The sequence below is a fragment of the Pseudomonas azerbaijanoccidentalis genome (assembly GCF_019145495.1).
Taxonomy (GTDB): Bacteria; Pseudomonadota; Gammaproteobacteria; order Pseudomonadales; family Pseudomonadaceae; genus Aquipseudomonas; species Aquipseudomonas azerbaijanoccidentalis.
On sequence record NZ_JAHSTU010000010.1, the window covers coordinates 1 to 16,170 of the forward strand.

Annotated in this window: 16 protein-coding genes and 4 tRNA genes; 10 read left to right on the plus strand and 10 right to left on the minus strand. The window is 59.2% G+C overall.

Annotated elements, in window-relative coordinates; translation table 11 throughout:
• Nucleotides 1-522: 522 nt before the first annotated feature.
• A complete protein-coding gene (locus KVG88_RS25965; RefSeq protein WP_150701467.1) occupies nucleotides 523-939 on the minus strand; it encodes a pilin in 417 nt (138 codons plus the stop codon).
• Between the two features lie 225 nt (nucleotides 940-1,164).
• Here KVG88_RS25965 and pilB point away from each other — a divergent pair, with 225 nt between their 5' ends.
• From pilB to yacG, 5 genes are read left to right on the plus strand one after another with little or no spacing between them, the layout of a single operon-like run.
• A complete protein-coding gene (gene pilB / locus KVG88_RS25970) occupies nucleotides 1,165-2,865 on the plus strand; it encodes a type IV-A pilus assembly ATPase PilB (RefSeq protein ID WP_217873161.1) in 1,701 nt (566 codons plus the stop codon).
• 2 nt (nucleotides 2,866-2,867) lie between these two features.
• Nucleotides 2,868-4,085, plus strand: coding sequence for a type II secretion system F family protein (locus KVG88_RS25975; RefSeq protein ID WP_150701469.1), 1,218 nt, complete (start codon nucleotides 2,868-2,870; stop codon nucleotides 4,083-4,085).
• Nucleotide 4,086: 1 nt separating this feature from the next.
• Nucleotides 4,087-4,959 carry a prepilin peptidase gene (locus KVG88_RS25980; RefSeq protein WP_217873162.1) on the plus strand — a complete coding sequence of 291 codons (873 nt, stop codon included), beginning with the start codon at nucleotides 4,087-4,089 and terminating at the stop codon, nucleotides 4,957-4,959.
• Nucleotides 4,956-5,579: a dephospho-CoA kinase gene (gene coaE, locus KVG88_RS25985; protein ID WP_217873163.1), complete on the plus strand. Its 624-nt coding sequence runs from the start codon at nucleotides 4,956-4,958 to the stop codon at nucleotides 5,577-5,579. Before KVG88_RS25980 ends, coaE begins: the two co-directional genes overlap by 4 nt.
• Nucleotides 5,576-5,776, plus strand: coding sequence for a DNA gyrase inhibitor YacG (gene yacG, locus KVG88_RS25990; RefSeq protein ID WP_034148252.1), 201 nt, complete (start codon nucleotides 5,576-5,578; stop codon nucleotides 5,774-5,776). The genes coaE and yacG overlap by 4 nt, the downstream gene beginning before the upstream one ends.
• A gap of 34 nt (nucleotides 5,777-5,810) precedes the next feature.
• Here the strand turns inward: yacG and KVG88_RS25995 are convergent, their stop codons facing one another.
• A complete protein-coding gene (locus KVG88_RS25995) occupies nucleotides 5,811-6,500 on the minus strand; it encodes an energy-coupling factor ABC transporter permease (RefSeq protein ID WP_217873256.1) in 690 nt (229 codons plus the stop codon).
• 223 nt (nucleotides 6,501-6,723) lie between these two features.
• On the opposite strand from KVG88_RS25995, the gene KVG88_RS26000 reads away from it, so the two are divergent.
• Complete coding sequence (locus KVG88_RS26000; protein ID WP_150701472.1) at nucleotides 6,724-6,966, plus strand: DUF2790 domain-containing protein; 243 nt, start codon at nucleotides 6,724-6,726, stop codon at nucleotides 6,964-6,966.
• Nucleotides 6,967-6,974: 8 nt separating this feature from the next.
• Here the strand turns inward: KVG88_RS26000 and KVG88_RS26005 are convergent, their stop codons facing one another.
• From KVG88_RS26005 to KVG88_RS26015, 3 genes are read right to left on the minus strand one after another with little or no spacing between them, the layout of a single operon-like run.
• Nucleotides 6,975-8,243: an OprD family porin gene (locus tag KVG88_RS26005; RefSeq protein WP_150701473.1), complete on the minus strand. Its 1,269-nt coding sequence runs from the start codon at nucleotides 8,241-8,243 to the stop codon at nucleotides 6,975-6,977.
• Nucleotides 8,244-8,259: 16 nt separating this feature from the next.
• On the minus strand, nucleotides 8,260-9,480 hold the full coding sequence (locus KVG88_RS26010) for a benzoate/H(+) symporter BenE family transporter (protein ID WP_217873164.1): 1,221 nt from the start codon (nucleotides 9,478-9,480) through the stop codon (nucleotides 8,260-8,262).
• Nucleotides 9,481-9,483: 3 nt separating this feature from the next.
• A complete protein-coding gene (locus KVG88_RS26015) occupies nucleotides 9,484-10,827 on the minus strand; it encodes an aromatic acid/H+ symport family MFS transporter (RefSeq protein WP_217873165.1) in 1,344 nt (447 codons plus the stop codon).
• Nucleotides 10,828-11,044: 217 nt separating this feature from the next.
• On the opposite strand from KVG88_RS26015, the gene KVG88_RS26020 reads away from it, so the two are divergent.
• Genes KVG88_RS26020 through KVG88_RS26035 form a run of 4 tightly spaced genes read left to right on the plus strand, consistent with a single transcriptional unit; the run spans nucleotide 11,045 to nucleotide 13,782 of the window.
• On the plus strand, nucleotides 11,045-11,671 hold the full coding sequence (locus KVG88_RS26020) for a DUF1780 domain-containing protein (protein WP_007970534.1): 627 nt from the start codon (nucleotides 11,045-11,047) through the stop codon (nucleotides 11,669-11,671).
• A complete protein-coding gene (locus KVG88_RS26025) occupies nucleotides 11,668-12,195 on the plus strand; it encodes an MOSC domain-containing protein (RefSeq protein WP_150701476.1) in 528 nt (175 codons plus the stop codon). The genes KVG88_RS26020 and KVG88_RS26025 overlap by 4 nt, the downstream gene beginning before the upstream one ends.
• 54 nt (nucleotides 12,196-12,249) lie before the next feature.
• A complete protein-coding gene (locus KVG88_RS26030) occupies nucleotides 12,250-12,423 on the plus strand; it encodes a DUF3094 domain-containing protein (RefSeq protein WP_007970531.1) in 174 nt (57 codons plus the stop codon).
• A 60-nt stretch (nucleotides 12,424-12,483) separates the two neighbouring features.
• Nucleotides 12,484-13,782, plus strand: coding sequence for an NAD(P)/FAD-dependent oxidoreductase (locus KVG88_RS26035; RefSeq protein ID WP_217873166.1), 1,299 nt, complete (start codon nucleotides 12,484-12,486; stop codon nucleotides 13,780-13,782).
• Between the two features lie 116 nt (nucleotides 13,783-13,898).
• Here KVG88_RS26035 and KVG88_RS26040 read toward each other — a convergent pair whose 3' ends face one another.
• The 5 genes from KVG88_RS26040 to KVG88_RS26060 form a co-directional block, all read right to left on the minus strand.
• The gene (locus KVG88_RS26040; RefSeq protein WP_150701478.1) at nucleotides 13,899-15,524 is read right to left on the minus strand and encodes a methyl-accepting chemotaxis protein; all 1,626 of its coding nucleotides are present in this window, start codon (nucleotides 15,522-15,524) and stop codon (nucleotides 13,899-13,901) included.
• Nucleotides 15,525-15,677: 153 nt separating this feature from the next.
• A tRNA-Pro gene (locus KVG88_RS26045) sits at nucleotides 15,678-15,754 on the minus strand.
• Nucleotides 15,755-15,851: 97 nt separating this feature from the next.
• Nucleotides 15,852-15,927: transfer RNA gene (locus KVG88_RS26050), tRNA-Lys, on the minus strand.
• 5 nt (nucleotides 15,928-15,932) lie between these two features.
• Nucleotides 15,933-16,009: transfer RNA gene (locus KVG88_RS26055), tRNA-Pro, on the minus strand.
• A gap of 9 nt (nucleotides 16,010-16,018) precedes the next feature.
• Nucleotides 16,019-16,094 (minus strand) — tRNA-Asn (locus KVG88_RS26060).
• Nucleotides 16,095-16,170 lie beyond the last annotated feature (76 nt).

Genomic DNA, 16,170 nt, shown 5'->3' on the forward strand with positions numbered 1-16,170 from the left:
GTCCTTTTACTGAGAGACTTCAATAGTCGGTTCGTATTGCTCCAGCCGGCTCATGACCGACGTGTCATCGGCGTACTTGATTCTCGGTTTTTTCAAGTTGGCATCCGTGTCGATGCAATTCGTTGATACGAGACGGCTCAACCATCCTCCAGATCCACTTGTTACGCCCCGAGGTGATGATCGCTGACTGAACATGGTGGCGTGGACGTTAGCGGGCGCAAATTCAACGGCACAATCGTGGCGATGTGGTGGCACTGTATGGTTTTTTAGCGGATGAAAGGCGTGTGGGTGCGTAGATGCTGGGGCCGAGTTAAAAAACAGATTTAATGTTCAAAATGTAAATCAGAACAGTCCTAGGAACCGTCTTACGTACTCAATGAGTGTTGCTTGACGTACACCGTATTTTGCCTGGATGTAGTGATGCTCGGCAGGGGTGGATAGAGTCCATGCATGAACATGGAGAGGGCCAAAAAAATGCCCCGTTCTCTCGACGGGGCACCTTTGTATGTCGCAACTGGTTGATCAGCTGGCGGCCGCCGTACAGCCGGGCGGAGCGTATTCGGCGGTTACGCCGGTCGCGCATGACCAACCTGCCGTTGCACTGCGGGAAAGGGTGATTGTCTTGCCGGCTACAGGCGCTGGCGCTTTTTGCAAGGTGCAGACAATGGTGCCAGCCCCGGACGCTACGGTGCCCGTGACGGCAATTGCGCAATTTTGCGTGGTCGTTCCTGCTCCGGTCAGAGTGGTTGGCTCTGCGGTGCCGGAATTCATGAGGTCTTCAAACGAAACCTTCAACGCCGAAATTTCCGCCAGCCCCGCCGTGACCTTGGCCCGCGCCTGGTACTTGGAGTAAGCCGGAATGGCAAACGTCGCGAGAATGCCGATGATCGCCACCACGATCAGCAGCTCGATCAGGGTAAAACCTTTTTGAGTCTTCATAGACAGCCTCCGTGCATGAGTCGAAATCTCATGATCTGAACCTGTCGCAGCACAGCCCATGCCAAGCCCCACGCACCCTGTTCGCGAGGGATTAGCCTGCCCGCAAGACGTTTCCTACTCCCAGGATCCGCACTATCTGACACTTTTTGTCACCTCACCGCCGCTGGTTTGGTTCCCTTGCTTGACTAGGCTATAAGTCTTGAATTGTCTGCGTCCGGTATCCCAATGAACGACATCGCTCTCAGCGGTCTGGCCAAGCAGTTGATCCTGGCCGAGCTGCTCACTGACAAAAGCGCGCAACAGGCGTATCAACAAGCCCAACGCAACCGTATGTCCCTGGTCAGTTACCTGGTGCAGAACAAACTGGTCAAAAGCCGCCAGGTCGCCGAAATCGCCTCGGAACACTTCGGCATGGCCCTGATGGACTTACACGCCCTGGACAAGGACAGCCAGCCCAAGGGCCTGGTCAGCGAGAAGCTTGTCCGTCAGCATCACGCCCTGCCCCTTTGGCGCCGTGGCAACAAGTTGTTCGTAGGGGTTTCCGATCCGACCAACCACCAAGCCATCAACGACATCCAGTTCAGCACCGGGCTGACGACCGAAGCGATTCTGGTCGAGGACGACAAACTCAGCGACGCCATCGAGAAGTTCTTCGACAGCCATGGCACAGGCCTGGAAGACATGGCCGACGTTGACCTCGACGGCCTGGACATCGAGACCACCGATGACAAGCGCCATGACGCCATCGTCGGTCAGGAAGCCGATGACGCGCCGGTGGTGCGCTTCGTCCACAAGATGCTGCTCGACGCGATCAGAGGCGGCTCTTCGGATGTGCATTTCGAACCGTACGAAAAAAACTACCGCGTGCGAATGCGCACCGACGGCGTGCTGCATGAGGTTGCCAAACCGCCGATCCAATTGGCCAACCGCATTGCAGCGCGACTGAAAGTCATGGCCAGCCTCGACATCTCCGAACGCCGCAAGCCTCAGGATGGCCGAATCAAGATGCGCCTGTCCAAAAGCAAATCCATCGACTTCCGGGTCAACACCCTGCCGACCCTGTGGGGCGAGAAAGTGGTGATCCGGATTCTCGATCCGACCAGCGCGCAAATGGGCATCGATGCCCTCGGTTACGAGCCCGACCAGAAAGACCTGTACATGGCAGCGCTGAAACAGCCGCAAGGCATGATTCTGGTGACCGGCCCTACCGGCTCGGGCAAAACGGTTTCGCTGTACACCGGGCTAAACATCCTCAATACCGTGGACATCAATATTTCGACCGCCGAAGACCCGGTAGAAATCAACATGGAGGGTATCAACCAGGTCAACGTCAATCCCAAGCAGGGCATGGATTTCGCCCAGGCGCTTCGATCATTCCTGCGTCAGGACCCGGACGTGATCATGGTCGGTGAAATCCGCGACCTCGAAACCGCCGAAATCGCCATCAAGGCGGCGCAGACCGGGCATCTGGTGCTGTCGACCCTGCACACCAACAGTGCCGCGCAAACCCTGACCCGCCTGCACAACATGGGCATCCAGGGTTTCAATATCGCCACCTCCGTCAGCCTGATCATCGCACAGCGATTGGCGCGCAAACTGTGCAGCCATTGCCGCGTGCCGGTGGAGATTCCCCGCGAAACGTTGCTCAAGGAAGGTTTTCCCGAGGAACGCATCGGCACCTTCACGATCTATGGACCGGTCGGTTGCGATCACTGCAACAGCGGTTACAAAGGGCGAGTGGGGATTTATGAAGTGGTGAGGAACACGGCGGACCTGCAACGGCTGATCATGGCTGAAGGCAACGCACTGCAAATCGACGACCAGATGCGTAAGGACGGCTTTAACGACCTGCGCACCTCAGGGCTGCTCAAAGCCATGCAGGGCATCACCAGCCTGGAAGAAATCAACCGGGTCACCAAGGACTGAACATGGCAGTCAAGGCAGCGAAAATCAGCGTGTATGCCTGGGAAGGCACAGACCGCAAAGGCACGAAAATCAGCGGCGAGTTGAGTGGGCAGAACCCCGCGCTGGTCAAGGCACAACTGCGCAAGCAAGGCATCAACCCCGGCAAGGTGCGCAGGAAAACCACGTCGATTTTCGACATGGGCAAACGCATCAAAGCCCACGATATCGCCCTGTTCACCCGGCAAATGGCGACGATGATGAAAGCGGGCGTGCCGCTCCTGCAATCGTTCGACATCATCGGCGAAGGCTTCGACAACCCCGCGATGCGCAAGCTGGTGGACGAGGTGAAACAGGAAGTCGCGGCAGGCAACAGCTTCGCCGCCGCCCTGCGCAAAAAACCGCAATATTTCGATGAGCTCTACTGCAACCTGGTGGACGCCGGTGAGCAGGCCGGAGCGCTGGATACGCTGCTGGAGCGGGTGGCGACCTACAAGGAAAAGAGCGAAAGCCTCAAGGCCAAGATCAAGAAAGCCATGACGTATCCGCTGGTAGTGGTGTTCGTCGCGATGATTGTAACCGGGATCCTACTGGTCAAAGTGGTGCCACAGTTTCAGTCGGTGTTCGAAGGGTTTGGCGCCGAACTGCCCGCGTTCACGGTGATGGTGATTGGCCTTTCGCGGTTCATGCAGGACTGGTGGTGGCTCATGCTCGGCTTGCTGCTCGTGGCAATTTTCGGGGTGCGCCACGCCTTCAGGACCTCACAGGGTTTTCGCGACCGCACGGACGCCTGGCTGCTGAAGCTGCCGCTGGTGGGCACCTTGATGTACAAGTCCGCCGTGGCCCGATTTGCCCGTACCTTGTCGACCACCTTCGCGGCCGGCGTGCCGTTGGTGGAAGCCCTGGAGTCAGTGGCCGGCGCCACCGGCAACATCGTGTTCAAACGGGCCGTGCTGCGCATCAAGCAAGACGTGTCGACGGGCATGCAGCTGAATTTTTCCATGCGCACATCCGGCATTTTCCCGAACATGGCGACTCAGATGACCGCCATTGGCGAAGAGTCCGGCGCGCTGGATGACATGCTCGACAAGGTCGCCGGATTCTACGAGGACGAGGTCGACAACATGGTCGATAACCTGACCAGCCTGATGGAACCGTTCATCATGGTGGTGCTGGGTGTTATCGTCGGCGGATTGGTGGTTGCCATGTACCTGCCCATCTTCCAACTCGGCTCAGCGATCTGACATGCCCTTGAACGAAATACTGATTCAGTACCCGCTGGCGTTCGTTGTGATCGCCGGGGTGATCGGCTTGCTGGTCGGCAGCTTCCTAAACGTGCTGGTCTGGCGCCTGCCGAAAATGCTCGAGCGTGAATGGCGTGTGCAGGCCCACGAGATCCTCGGGCAGCCCGACGAATCAACGCTGCCGACCTTCAATCTGTTTCTACCCCACTCCCAATGCCCCCATTGCAGCCACCGAATACGCCCGTGGGAAAATATTCCGGTGCTCAGTTTTCTGTTCCTGCGCGGCCGCTGTTCAGGCTGCGCAGCACCGATCAGCAAGCGTTATCCGCTGGTCGAACTGGCCTGCGGCCTGGGGTCGGCTTTCATTGCCTGGCATTTCGGCTTCGGCTGGCAAGCGTGCATGACATTGCTCCTGAGCTGGGGCCTATTGGCCATGAGCTTGATCGACGCCGAGCACCAACTGCTGCCGGATGTGCTGGTGCTGCCCTTGTTGTGGCTGGGGCTGATCGTCAACAGTCTCGGTCTGTTCGTGCCGTTACCGGACGCGGTGTGGGGCGCCGTGGCCGGCTACATGACGCTGTGGTCGGTGTTCTGGTTGTTCAAGCTGATCACCGGCAAGGACGGCATGGGTCATGGTGATTTCAAATTGTTGGCGATGTTTGGTGCCTGGGGCAGCTGGCAGATTCTGCCCCTGACGATCCTCTTGTCATCCTTGGTGGGGGCGGTGATTGGTGTGATTTGCCTGCGCTTGCGCAACGCCAAAACATCGACGCCGATCCCCTTCGGCCCCTATCTGGCAATTGCCGGCTGGATTGCCTTGCTCTGGGGTGGTCAAATAACCGACTTCTATTGGCAGTTTGTCGGTTTGAAATGAATACCCCTGTGGAAAAACCCTGGATTCTCGGCCTGACCGGCGGCATCGGCAGCGGCAAAAGCGCGGCTGCCCAGCATTTCATCGATCTGGGTGTGCACGCGGTCGATGCCGATCACGCCGCACGCTGGGTGGTGGAGCCGGGCCGGCCGGCGCTGGCAAAGATTGCCGAACACTTCGGCCCTGGCGTATTGCAGGCGGACGGGCAACTGGATCGCGCTGCGTTGCGCACACTGATCTTCGAAGTGCCGGATGAACGCCGCTGGCTGGAAGCCTTGCTGCATCCGCTGATCGGCGAGGAGATTGCCCATCACCTGGCGCTGGCAAAATCACCGTATGCGATCCTGGTTTCACCGTTGCTGATCGAATCCGGCCAGTACACGATGACCCAGCGGGTGCTGGTCATCGATGCCCCTGAACAACTACAGATCGAACGTACCTTGCAGCGCGACCAGACCAGCGAACAGCAGGTCCAGGCGATTCTCAAGGCCCAGTCCAGCCGTCAGGATCGCATCAGCCATGCCGACGATGTGGTGGTCAATGACCGCGACCTCGGCTGGCTGCACAGCGAGGTCGAACGCCTGCATCACTTTTACCTGACATTGCGTGGAGGCCAGTCATGAGCCAGATCCCAACCGTTGAATGCCCGACCTGCGGCGCCCCTGTCGAGTGGAGTGCCGAGAGTAAATTCCGGCCGTTCTGCTCGGACCGATGCAAACTGATCGACCTCGGCGCCTGGGCGTCGGAAGAGCACAAGATCCCGGTAGCGCCGGATGCCGAAGACGAGCTGTTCAGCGGCGACTTCGATCCGCGCCACTGAGCCATCGCATCGACGATCCCGGGCCTTAAGGCCATCAAGGCTTGGGATCGTCGTCCTTCCACGGCGCCGACAAATAGCGCGTGCGGTTGAAGGTCTCCAGCCATTCCGGGCTAAACACCACCAGCGCACTGACGATCATGCCGTTGATGAACGCCTCCGGAAAAATGATCAGCCACAGGTAACCGACAAAATCTTCCAGCCAGTACGGCATGGCGAAGCGCTCGTCGAACCACAGCAACCACAGCGCCAGCAGCAGGCACAGCAACGCCGACAGCGCGGCGGCAAAGAAACCCGACACGAAGATATACACAAAGGGATTACGCGGCTGCGCGCGCTCGACGAGGATCGCACAGCACTCGGTCACCAGCACCGGCAATGCAATCAGCAATGCGCCGTTGACCCCGACAGCGGCGAGGTCCTGACGCCCGAGCAGCACCAACCCCATTTGCGCCACCAGCCCGCCGACCAGCGCCAGCGGCCAGTCCAGCAGCAACGTCACGGCGGTCATGCCGATGAAGTGATAAGACACGCCGGTATCGAAATCCCGTCGTACGAGCCACAACAGAAACAACGCGAACACCGTCCCGAACAGCAAATGCTGGCGACGGCTGTCGGTGAACAGTTCAACCCATGGCGCACGACAGATCGCCCAGATCAACACCGGCACATAGATCAGCCAGCCGACCGCAAGGGTTTGCGATGACAGCAACTCGGCACCGATCATGGCAACGCGCGCCTCCCAGGTGAAGAACAACAGGCACTCAGTCTACACCGCTGCTCGCCCGCCCTTCGACTTCAGGCCCAATGCCATGGATCGCTCAGTACCGGCCTCGCGCGCGGCGGGCGATTGTTACGTTTCATGTAAGGCTGCATCTGCCGTTCGCCCCTTTATCCGTGGGTGGCAAAGACTAAAATTCAAGTATCAAAACCGACACGGAGCCGCCAACATGAAAACCCTGATCAGCCTGTTACTGACCGTCATCGCCACCTCGGCCATGGCCGCAGGCAACGAACCTGCCGCCGTCGAATACAACCCCGCGCAGCCTCTGGACATCGCCAAAGTGGTTTCGGTGTCGGACACCGCGAACGCGTGCGGGGTTGTACCGGCGACCATGGAATACATCGATCATCAGGGCCAGGCCCACCGCGTGACTTACAACGTCATGGGTGATTGCACCAGCAACCTGTGATCAATGGCTCATAGCAAGGTCCAGGTGTAACTGAGGATCAGCCGATTCTCGTCGATGTCACTGCGGTAGTTGGAACGCGCCATGGCATTGCGCACGCGAATACCCAAACCCTTTAGGCTGCCACTCTGCAGCACATAGCCGATGTCCAGGTCGCGCTCGCGATCCTTGCCTTCATAGCCCTTGCCAGTATCGACATTGTTGCCGCTGATGTAGCGCACAGTGCTGGTCAGCCCCGGTACGCCGAGCGCCGCAAAATCGTAGTCATAGCGCGCCTGCCAGGAACGCTCATCGGTGTAGGCGAACTCGTAGGTCGGCACCTCGTTGCCCAGTGGCGAGATGTTGGCAAACACCCGTGGGAATGCGCTGTCACCGAACATGCCCTGATAGCCAACGTAGAACGTATGGCCGCCACGCTTGGCTGACAGCAACGAGAAGAACGCCTGGTTGTCGATGTTACCCAGCAGTTTTTTGCCGTCCTCGCGCGAGTCGTAGTAACCGAGGTTGGCGCCAAGGACCCAGTCGCCCATCGGCTCACTGTGCTTTAAACCCAAAAAGCGCTGGTTGTAGATATCTTCCAGTTGCCCGAACCAGGCGCTGACCGAGCTACGCTTGTCGTTGAAGGCATAATCAGCGCCGGCAAAATTGAAACCGTCACTGCTGACCTGGCGCTGCGGCACATGGCCGAGCATTGCTTGCATTTTTTCGTCACCGGCTTCGTTGCGCAGGCTAGTGGAGCTCAAGTGACCACCCTGCAAGGTCAGGCCATTGATCTCGTTCGAGGTGATGCTTGCGCCCTGATAACTCGGCGGTAAAAGGCGAATATCGCTGAAGGCCAACACCGGCAGATTGGGCTGCAACTCGCCGACCTTCAGCTCGGTTTTCGAGTAGCGCATTTTCAGCGCGCCTTCCAGACGGCTGTAATTGTTCGGCGCGCGGCCGTCGTCCTGCACCGGCAACAAGCCCGTATTGGTCCGGTCCGGGGCGCTGTCGAGCTTGAGGCCGAGCAAGCCGATGACGTCCACACCAAACCCGACGGTGCCCTGGGTGTAACCGGACTTCACGTTGAGAATGAAGCCTTGCGCCCACTCTTCAGCCTTCGATTGCTGGTTGGCACCGACGATGTCGGAAAAGTCGCGACTGAAGTAATAATTGCGCGCCTGCAAGGTCGCGGTGGTGTCTTCGATAAAGCCTTTTTCCGCGGCGATCGCGCTCGCGGAAAAACTCGAGACGACAGCCAGGGACAACAACGAACCGGTTGTTGGGAGATTCTGCTTCATTGTCTTTCTCTTATTGTTATTGATCGACAGGTTGAACAACGTCAGTTGCAGTGGATTTGCGAAGGGGAACAGGCCGGCGGGCGTTTAACAGCACATGGGTGACCATGCCGAAAATCAGCCCCCAGAACGCGGCGGACAAACCGAACAACGACATGCCCGACGCCGTGACCAGGAAGGTCACCAACGCGGCTTCACGATCGTTCGGCACCGCCATCGCACCGGTTAACGCACCGGCAATGGCAGCGAACAATGCCAACCCGGCCAGTGCTGCGATCAGCTCTTTGGGAAACGCCGAAAACAGCGAAACCAGGGTGGCGCCGAAGATCCCGAACAACAGGTAGCACACCCCGCCGACAACCCCGGCGACGTAGCGTTTGCGTGGATCTTCATGGGATTCGCGACCGGTACAGATCGCGGCAGTGATCGCCGCCAGATTCAGCCCGTGGCAGCCGAACGGCGCCAGCAACGCCGTGGCCAGCGCGCTGCTGGCAATGATCGGGCTCGCGGGTGTCGAGTAACCGCTGGCGCGCAGCACCGCCATACCGGGCACGAACTGACCGGTCAGCGCCACCATCACCAGCGGCAAGGCGATGTTCAGGATCGCGGCCAGGCTGAACTCAGGCGTGATCCACACCGGTGTGGCCAGGCCGATCACCAGCGCTTCACGGTGCAGATCACCGGTGAACGCGGCTATCGAACACCCCGTCAGCAACACCATCATCACCGCGTAACGCGGCATCACCCGCTTGCAGATCAGGTACGTGGCAAACATCGCCAACACCAGCAGCGGCTTGTGCTGCATCGACACGAACAACCCGGTGCCGAAACTGAACAGGATCCCCGCCAGCATCGCCGCAGCGATGGCGCCGGGTAGCTTGCTGATGATCCGGTCGAAAGCCCCCGAAATGCCGACCACGAAAATGATCAGGCTGCTGACCATATAAGCCCCCACGGCCTCTGCCATGGAGATGTCCGGCAATAGAGCCACCAGCAACGCCGAGCCCGGCGCCGACCAGGCGATGATCACCGGAACGCGGTAGCGCAGGCTCAAACCGATGCCCAACACAGCGCTGCCAATGGAGATCGCCCAGATCCAGGACGACAGCACTTCCCGCGAAAGATGCGCCGCCTCCGCCGCCTGAAAAATAATCACCAGCGGGCCGGCATAGGAAATCACCGTGGCGATGAATCCAGCCACGGCGGCTGACAGCGAGAAGTCCTGGAAGAACCCTTTCATGGTTCAGGCACCAGTCGCTGACAGCGCCGGGCTGACGCTGGAGGCGCTACGCCGGCTGCTGATGGCGAACACGGTCATGGCCAGGGCCGCCACCGCACCGGGCAAGGCAAACGCCATGAAGTTCAGTTGCAGCGGCAGGCTGATCCCGAGCAAGGCACCGCCCAGCAACGGACCGACGATGGCCCCGTTGCGCCCGATGCCCGAGGCCCAGCCAAGACCGGTCGAACGAATGGTCATGGAGTAGAACTGCGCGGCACAGGCGTACAACAGAATCTGCGAGCCAATGGTAGTGGCGCCAGCAATGGCGATCAGCAGGTACAACACCGGCATCGGACTGTTGAAACCCAACAGCGTGATCGACACCGCCGCCATCGCGAAAAACACCGCCAGCACTTTCGGCAGATTGAGCTTGTCGCCCAACACCCCGCCGCCGACCGCGCCGAAGATCGCCCCGAAGTTCAACACCAGCAGGAACGACAGGCTCGAACCGAGGCTGTAACCGGCGTTGGCCATCAGTTTCGGCAACCAGGAACTCAGCGCGTACACCATCAGCAGGCAGCAGAAAAACGCCAGCCACAACATCAGCGTGCGCAGCGCACGGCCTTCACGGAACAACTGCAACACCGGGGTGCCCGTGCCTTTCACTTCGGCCATGTGCAACTGATCGGCGGTTTGCGCGACGTAGGCCGGGTCGATGCGCTGGAGAATGTTGCGCGCCTCTTCATCGCGCCCCTGACGCAACATGAAGCCCACCGATTCGGGCAAGAAGTACATGATCAGCGGCAACAGCAACAGTGGCAGGACCGCCACGTAAAACACCGACTGCCAGCCGAAACTCGGGATCAGCACAATGCCCAGCCCGGCGGACAACATGCCGCCCACCGAGTAACCGCTGAACATGATCGCCACCAGCGTGCTGCGGATTTTTTTCGGCGCGTATTCGTTCATCAGCGCCACGACGTTAGGCATCACGCCGCCAATGCCGAGCCCGGCAATGAAGCGACACAACCCGAACTCGGTGGGGTTGCGGGCGAAACCGTTGAGCACGGTGAAACCGCTGAAGAGCATCACGCAAATGGTGATGGCTTTCTTGCGGCCGATCCTGTCCGACAGCGGCCCGAAGAACAGCGCGCCGAACATCATGCCGAACAGTGCATAACTGCCCAATGCACCGGCTTGCAGGGGGCTGAGCCCCCACTCCTTCATCAACATCGGCAAGACCACGCCGTAGATCACCAGATCGTAACCGTCGAAGATGATGATCAAGGCACACCAGAACAGCACCATCCAGTGAAAGCGGTTGAAACGAGCGTTGTCGATAACCTCATGTACGTCGATCTTGCGCATGGCATTTATCTCTTGTTGTTGTTTTTTTGAGCGTGGGTATCACGGCTTACGTCCGTACAGCCGAGGGTAGAGCCACCCGGCGCGGGTCAATATCCGCAATGCGCAGACCTCTATCCGTTTTGTGCAGGGCCCTGAACGGGCATGGGAACGGAGGGAATTGGCCCTCTCCGATAAACTGTCTTCTTTGTGATCGCAATTGAACGCTAAGCTTGGGCCTATGGATGACTCAGATTACTTACGCCTGCTGACCATCGCGGCCGAGCAAGCCAACGCGTTCCTGTCCAATGCCCGCAAATGGGAGCGTGAGCGTTGGGTCTGCCAACGCCTGCTGCAAGGGCTGAACATTCCTTATCGCGCCGACGAATTCGCCCCGGCCGGGGAGCCGCCGGACGTGCTGTTTCGCGACGCCAGTTTCGAGGTGTTCTTCGTGCTCGACGAGGGCCGGCGCCTCAATGATGAATGGCGAGACGAATTGCAACGCCGACGCAGCGCGTTCTCGCTGAGCCAACTGGTACGGCGCGAAGCCAAGCCGCGACGCATCCCCGCCAACGAGTTCTTGCTCCGTTTGGCACCGACCTTGCGCAAAAAGGCGCACAACTACAAAGAGCGCGGCATGGACCTGGGCGAACTGGACATCATCGCTTTCGCCAGCCTCAAGCGCGAAGTGCTGGACCTCAACAGCCACTTCCCGCCGCCCACCGAATACTTGCGCCAGGGCTGGCGTTCGTTGTCTCTGGTTGGCCCGACCTTCGCCCGCGTGCTGTTCGCTCACCCGGATGCACCGGACTTCCTGCGCAGCAACCTGGGACGCAGCATTGTTTTCGATGTCGGGATCAGCCTGTGAGTCCATTGCAGGAATTGATTGCCCATGTACCGCAAACCGGCCGCGTTCGCTGGATTGGCGTGCGCCCGGAGCGTCACGCGCCGATGATCGAACTGGACGCCGTGGAAGCGCGGCTTGAAGCCGGTTTGACCGGTGACCGCGCCCGGCCCGGCGTACGCAACGCGCGGCAGGTGACGCTGATTCAGTGGGAACACCTGGCGGTGATCCATTCGCTGATGGGCCGCCCGGACGATCAGCCGATCAAGCCTGAAGAGCTGCGGCGCAATCTCGTTATCAGTGGCATCAACCTGTTCAGCCTCAAGGGCCGGCGCTTTCGCATCGGCCAGGCGATTTTCGAAACCACCGGTTGGTGCCAGCCTTGCGCGCGTCTGGAGAACAACCTTGGGCCGGGGACCTTTCAAGCCGTGCGTGGACATGGCGGAATCACAGCCCGGGTGTTACAAAGTGGAATCATTCGCCTGGACGATACCCTGAGCGTCTTGCCACTGACCGAGAGCGGCTATGCTCCGTTCATCGCGGGATAACGCCCGTTGTAGCTTCATCACATTTAGCAACGTCTACCCCTGACGAGGCCCGATATGACCAGCCGCCTGAACCCCGACGACCAGAAGCATGTCGAAGAGTACCTGCAACTGTCCCAGCACCAAGTCGAGCGCCGACCTTTCCGGCCGTGGATGCTCCTTGTGCTGGTACTGGCAGTGACCATTGGTCTGGGCCTGTTGAGCCGACTTATCAGTTACCTGACGCTATGAGCTGCCTTGCGCTCGCTCGGGTAATTGCACCGATTTCCTTTAGCCTTGCGAGTTATCCCCATGTCCCATCGTATTGTTATTGTCGGCGGCGGCGCCGGCGGTCTGGAGTTGGCTACCCGCCTGGGTAAGACTCTGGGCAAGCGCGGCACAGCCAGCGTGATGCTGGTCGACGCGAACCTGACCCACATCTGGAAACCGCTGTTGCACGAAGTGGCGGCCGGGTCGCTGAACTCTTCCGAAGACGAACTCAACTATGTGGCCCAGGCCAAATGGAACCACTTCGAGTTCCAGCTGGGACGCATGAGCGGGCTTGATCGCGCGAGCAAGAAAATCCAGCTCGCGGCCACTTATGACGAAGCCGGTCTGGAGCTGGTACCCGCCCGCGAAGTGCCTTATGACTCGCTGGTGATTTCCGTCGGCAGCACCACCAACGATTTCGGCACCCAGGGCGCGGCGCAGCATTGCCTGTTCCTCGATACCCGCAAACAGGCCGAACGCTTCCACCAGCAACTGCTCAACCACTACCTGCGCGCCCATGCCGGGCAGACCGACAAGGTCGAGCAGATCAGCGTGGCCATCGTCGGCGCTGGTGCCACGGGGGTCGAACTGGCCGCCGAACTGCACAACGCCGCCCATGAACTGGCGGCCTACGGCCTGGACCGGATCAAGCCGGAAAACATGCACATCACCTTGATCGAAGCCGGGCCAAGGGTATTACCCGCGCTACCGGAACGCATCGGCGGGCCTGTGCATAAAACCCTGGAGAAACTCGGGGTCAACGTGATGACCAATGCCGCTGTCAGCGAAGTGACCGCCGACAGCCTGATTACCGTGGACGGCAAAGTGATCAACGCCAGCCTGAAAGTCTGGGCCGCGGGGATTCGTGCACCGGGTTTCCTCAAGGACATCGACGGCCTGGAAACCAACCGCATCAATCAACTGCAAGTGTTGCCGACCCTGCAAACCACCCGCGACGAAAACATTTTCGCCTTCGGTGACTGCGCCGCATGCCCGCAGCCCGGCACTGACCGCAACGTGCCGCCGCGCGCACAGGCTGCGCATCAACAAGCCTCGTTGCTGGCCAAATCGCTGAAATTGCGCATCGAAGGCAAGGCGCTGCCGGAGTACAAATACACCGACTACGGCTCTTTGATTTCGCTGTCGCGTTTTTCCGCTGTGGGTAACTTGATGGGCAACCTCACCGGCAGCGTGATGCTCGAAGGCTGGCTGGCGCGGATGTTCTACGTGTCGCTGTACCGCATGCACCAGATGGCGCTGTACGGACCGTTCCGCACGGCGATGCTGATGCTGGGCAGCAAGATCGGCCGAGGCACCGAGCCGCGCCTCAAACTGCACTGATAAAAAACCTGTGGGAGCTAGCCTGCTGGCGATAGCGTCGAAACAGTCAACATCAATGCTGGCTGTTATACCGCCATCGCTAGCAGGCTAGCTCCCACATTTTCTATCTGAATCAGCTATACCCGAAAGCGCCCCACCATCCCCTGCAACGCATTGGCCAGTTGCGACAACTCATGGCTCGATGCGCTGGTCTGATTCGCTCCCGCGGCGGAGCGCACTGACAAATCGCGAATGTTCACCAGATTGCGATCAACCTCGCGGGCGACTTGCGCCTGTTCTTCTGCTGCACTGGCGATCACCAGATTACGCTCGTGAATCTGATGCACCGATGCCGTGATCGTGTGCAAAGCCTCGCCTGCCCGCTCCGCCAATACCAGCGTGCTGGCCGCCCGAGAAGCGCTGGCGTTCATCGCCTCAAGCGCCTGGCTTGACCCGGTGCGCATGCCTTGCACCATTTGCTCGATCTCCTGGGTCGATTGCTGGGTGCGATAGGCCAAGGCCCGCACTTCATCGGCCACCACGGCAAAGCCTCGACCACTCTCCCCGGCACGCGCCGCTTCAATCGCCGCGTTGAGTGCCAGCAGATTGGTTTGCTCGGCAATGGCACGAATCACGTCCAGCACCTTGCCGATGTCCTGAGATTGGTTGGCCAGTGACTGCACCAGCTCACCGGTACTGCGCACATCATTGGCCAACGAGCTGATGGCACTGGCCGTTTCGCTGACCCGTTCTTGCCCCTGATGCGCTGACTCGCTGGACTGACGCGTGGCCTCGGAGGTGGACACGGCATTGCGTGCGACCTCTTCCACCGCACTGGTCATTTCATTGACCGCCGTGGCGGCCTGTTCAATTTCGTTATTTTGCTGCTGCACGCCCTGATTGCTGTCGAGCGTCACGGCGTTCAACTCATCGGCGGCGGTCGCCAGTTGCGTGGCCGAACCGCTGATCCCTTGCAAAGTTTCCCGCAGATTCTGTTGCATGGCGGCCAATGCCTTGAGCAAGCGGCTGACTTCATCGTTGCCATGGGTTTCGATCGGACGGGTCAGATCGCCCTGTGCCACATGCTCGGCGGCCGTCACCGCGGCACTCAAAGGGCGCACGATGCTGCGGGTGAGCAGCATCGCCAGGCCAACGGTCGCCAACGCGGCAAGGGCGATGAACAAACTGACGATGGTGCGTGATGTTTCGTAATGCACTTTGGACTTTTCGCTTTCTGCCGCCACTTGCTGGGTAAACAACTGCGCCAGGTCACTGAGTTGTTTACCGGAACCGTCGACCACGGTTTTCATGTCGATCAGCAACAATTTGGTCAATTCGTCGCGGCGCCCCTGTTCAGCGAGGGTGAACGATTGCGCAATGCCGGCGCGGTAGGCCGTGAAGGTTTTTTTGAACTGCTCATACAACGCCTGGCCTTCGGCGGTGGTGACGAGCTGGTCGTACGCGGCGATTTTCTCGCTCAGCTCTTTGTCCCGCGTGTCCATCTGGCTGCGGTATTGGGCGATGTTCTTCGGGTCTTGGTCCAGGGCCATGCGCAGGGAAATGGTACGAATGCGCAGCATGATTTCGCGGATCTCGTCACCGCCACGAATGCTCGGCAGCCATTGTTTCTCCACTGCCACTTCGCTCTCGCGAATGCTCGACATTTGCCCCAGGGCAAAAATCCCGAGCAACGCCACAAGCACCGCGATCAAGGCAAAGCCCAAGGCTGCACGGGGGGCAATATTCAACTGACGAAGAAACATAACGAGCGCCTTTATTTTTGTTGGCTGGAGTGGAGGCCCTGTCGGTGCTCCTGTAGCTCGTTATCGGCAAGTTGTACGATGACTAAAGAGATGAGTGCACTTTTTCCAAGGCAAAAAAAATCCCCGTATCTTTCGATACGAGGATTTTTAATATGGTCGGGGTAAGGGGATTCGAACTCCTGACATCCTGCTCCCAAAGCAGGCGCGCTACCGGACTGCGCTATACCCCGGTAAAAAAAAGGCGACCTTTCAAAAGTCGCCTTCTTCGATCAGCGCTTTTGGCCTCTGATCTTAAGATTCGATTCCAGCGTTAACTGGTTTCAAAAATGGTGGGTCGTGTGGGATTCGAACCTACGACCAATTGGTTAAAAGCCAACTGCTCTACCAACTGAGCTAACGACCCAAAAATGGTCGGGGTAAGGGGATTCGAACTCCTGACATCCTGCTCCCAAAGCAGGCGCGCTACCGGACTGCGCTATACCCCGGTTTGAAATTGGCTCCGTGACCAGGACTCGAACCTGGGACCCAATGATTAACAGTCATTTGCTCTACCGACTGAGCTATCACGGAACTACATATTTCAATTTACAACGGTGAAGCTTTACTGCGTTCTCTTCGACCCGTTCGCATCGCTGCGTTCGTGTGT

Excerpts from the sequence above, each read along its gene's own strand:
- KVG88_RS25965 (WP_150701467.1), bottom strand. The coding sequence starts at position 939 with ATGAAGACTCAAAAAGGTTTTACCCTGATCGAGCTGCTGATCGTGGTG.
- pilB (WP_217873161.1), top strand. The coding sequence starts at position 1,165 with ATGAACGACATCGCTCTCAGCGGTCTGGCCAAGCAGTTGATCCTGGCC.
- KVG88_RS25975 (WP_150701469.1), top strand. The coding sequence starts at position 2,868 with ATGGCAGTCAAGGCAGCGAAAATCAGCGTGTATGCCTGGGAAGGCACA.
- KVG88_RS25980 (WP_217873162.1), top strand. The coding sequence starts at position 4,087 with ATGCCCTTGAACGAAATACTGATTCAGTACCCGCTGGCGTTCGTTGTG.
- coaE (WP_217873163.1), top strand. The coding sequence starts at position 4,956 with ATGAATACCCCTGTGGAAAAACCCTGGATTCTCGGCCTGACCGGCGGC.
- yacG (WP_034148252.1), top strand. The coding sequence starts at position 5,576 with ATGAGCCAGATCCCAACCGTTGAATGCCCGACCTGCGGCGCCCCTGTC.
- KVG88_RS25995 (WP_217873256.1), bottom strand. The coding sequence starts at position 6,500 with ATGATCGGTGCCGAGTTGCTGTCATCGCAAACCCTTGCGGTCGGCTGG.
- KVG88_RS26000 (WP_150701472.1), top strand. The coding sequence starts at position 6,724 with ATGAAAACCCTGATCAGCCTGTTACTGACCGTCATCGCCACCTCGGCC.
- KVG88_RS26005 (WP_150701473.1), bottom strand. The coding sequence starts at position 8,243 with ATGAAGCAGAATCTCCCAACAACCGGTTCGTTGTTGTCCCTGGCTGTC.
- KVG88_RS26010 (WP_217873164.1), bottom strand. The coding sequence starts at position 9,480 with ATGAAAGGGTTCTTCCAGGACTTCTCGCTGTCAGCCGCCGTGGCTGGA.
- KVG88_RS26015 (WP_217873165.1), bottom strand. The coding sequence starts at position 10,827 with ATGCGCAAGATCGACGTACATGAGGTTATCGACAACGCTCGTTTCAAC.
- KVG88_RS26020 (WP_007970534.1), top strand. The coding sequence starts at position 11,045 with ATGGATGACTCAGATTACTTACGCCTGCTGACCATCGCGGCCGAGCAA.
- KVG88_RS26030 (WP_007970531.1), top strand. The coding sequence starts at position 12,250 with ATGACCAGCCGCCTGAACCCCGACGACCAGAAGCATGTCGAAGAGTAC.
- KVG88_RS26035 (WP_217873166.1), top strand. The coding sequence starts at position 12,484 with ATGTCCCATCGTATTGTTATTGTCGGCGGCGGCGCCGGCGGTCTGGAG.
- KVG88_RS26040 (WP_150701478.1), bottom strand. The coding sequence starts at position 15,524 with ATGTTTCTTCGTCAGTTGAATATTGCCCCCCGTGCAGCCTTGGGCTTT.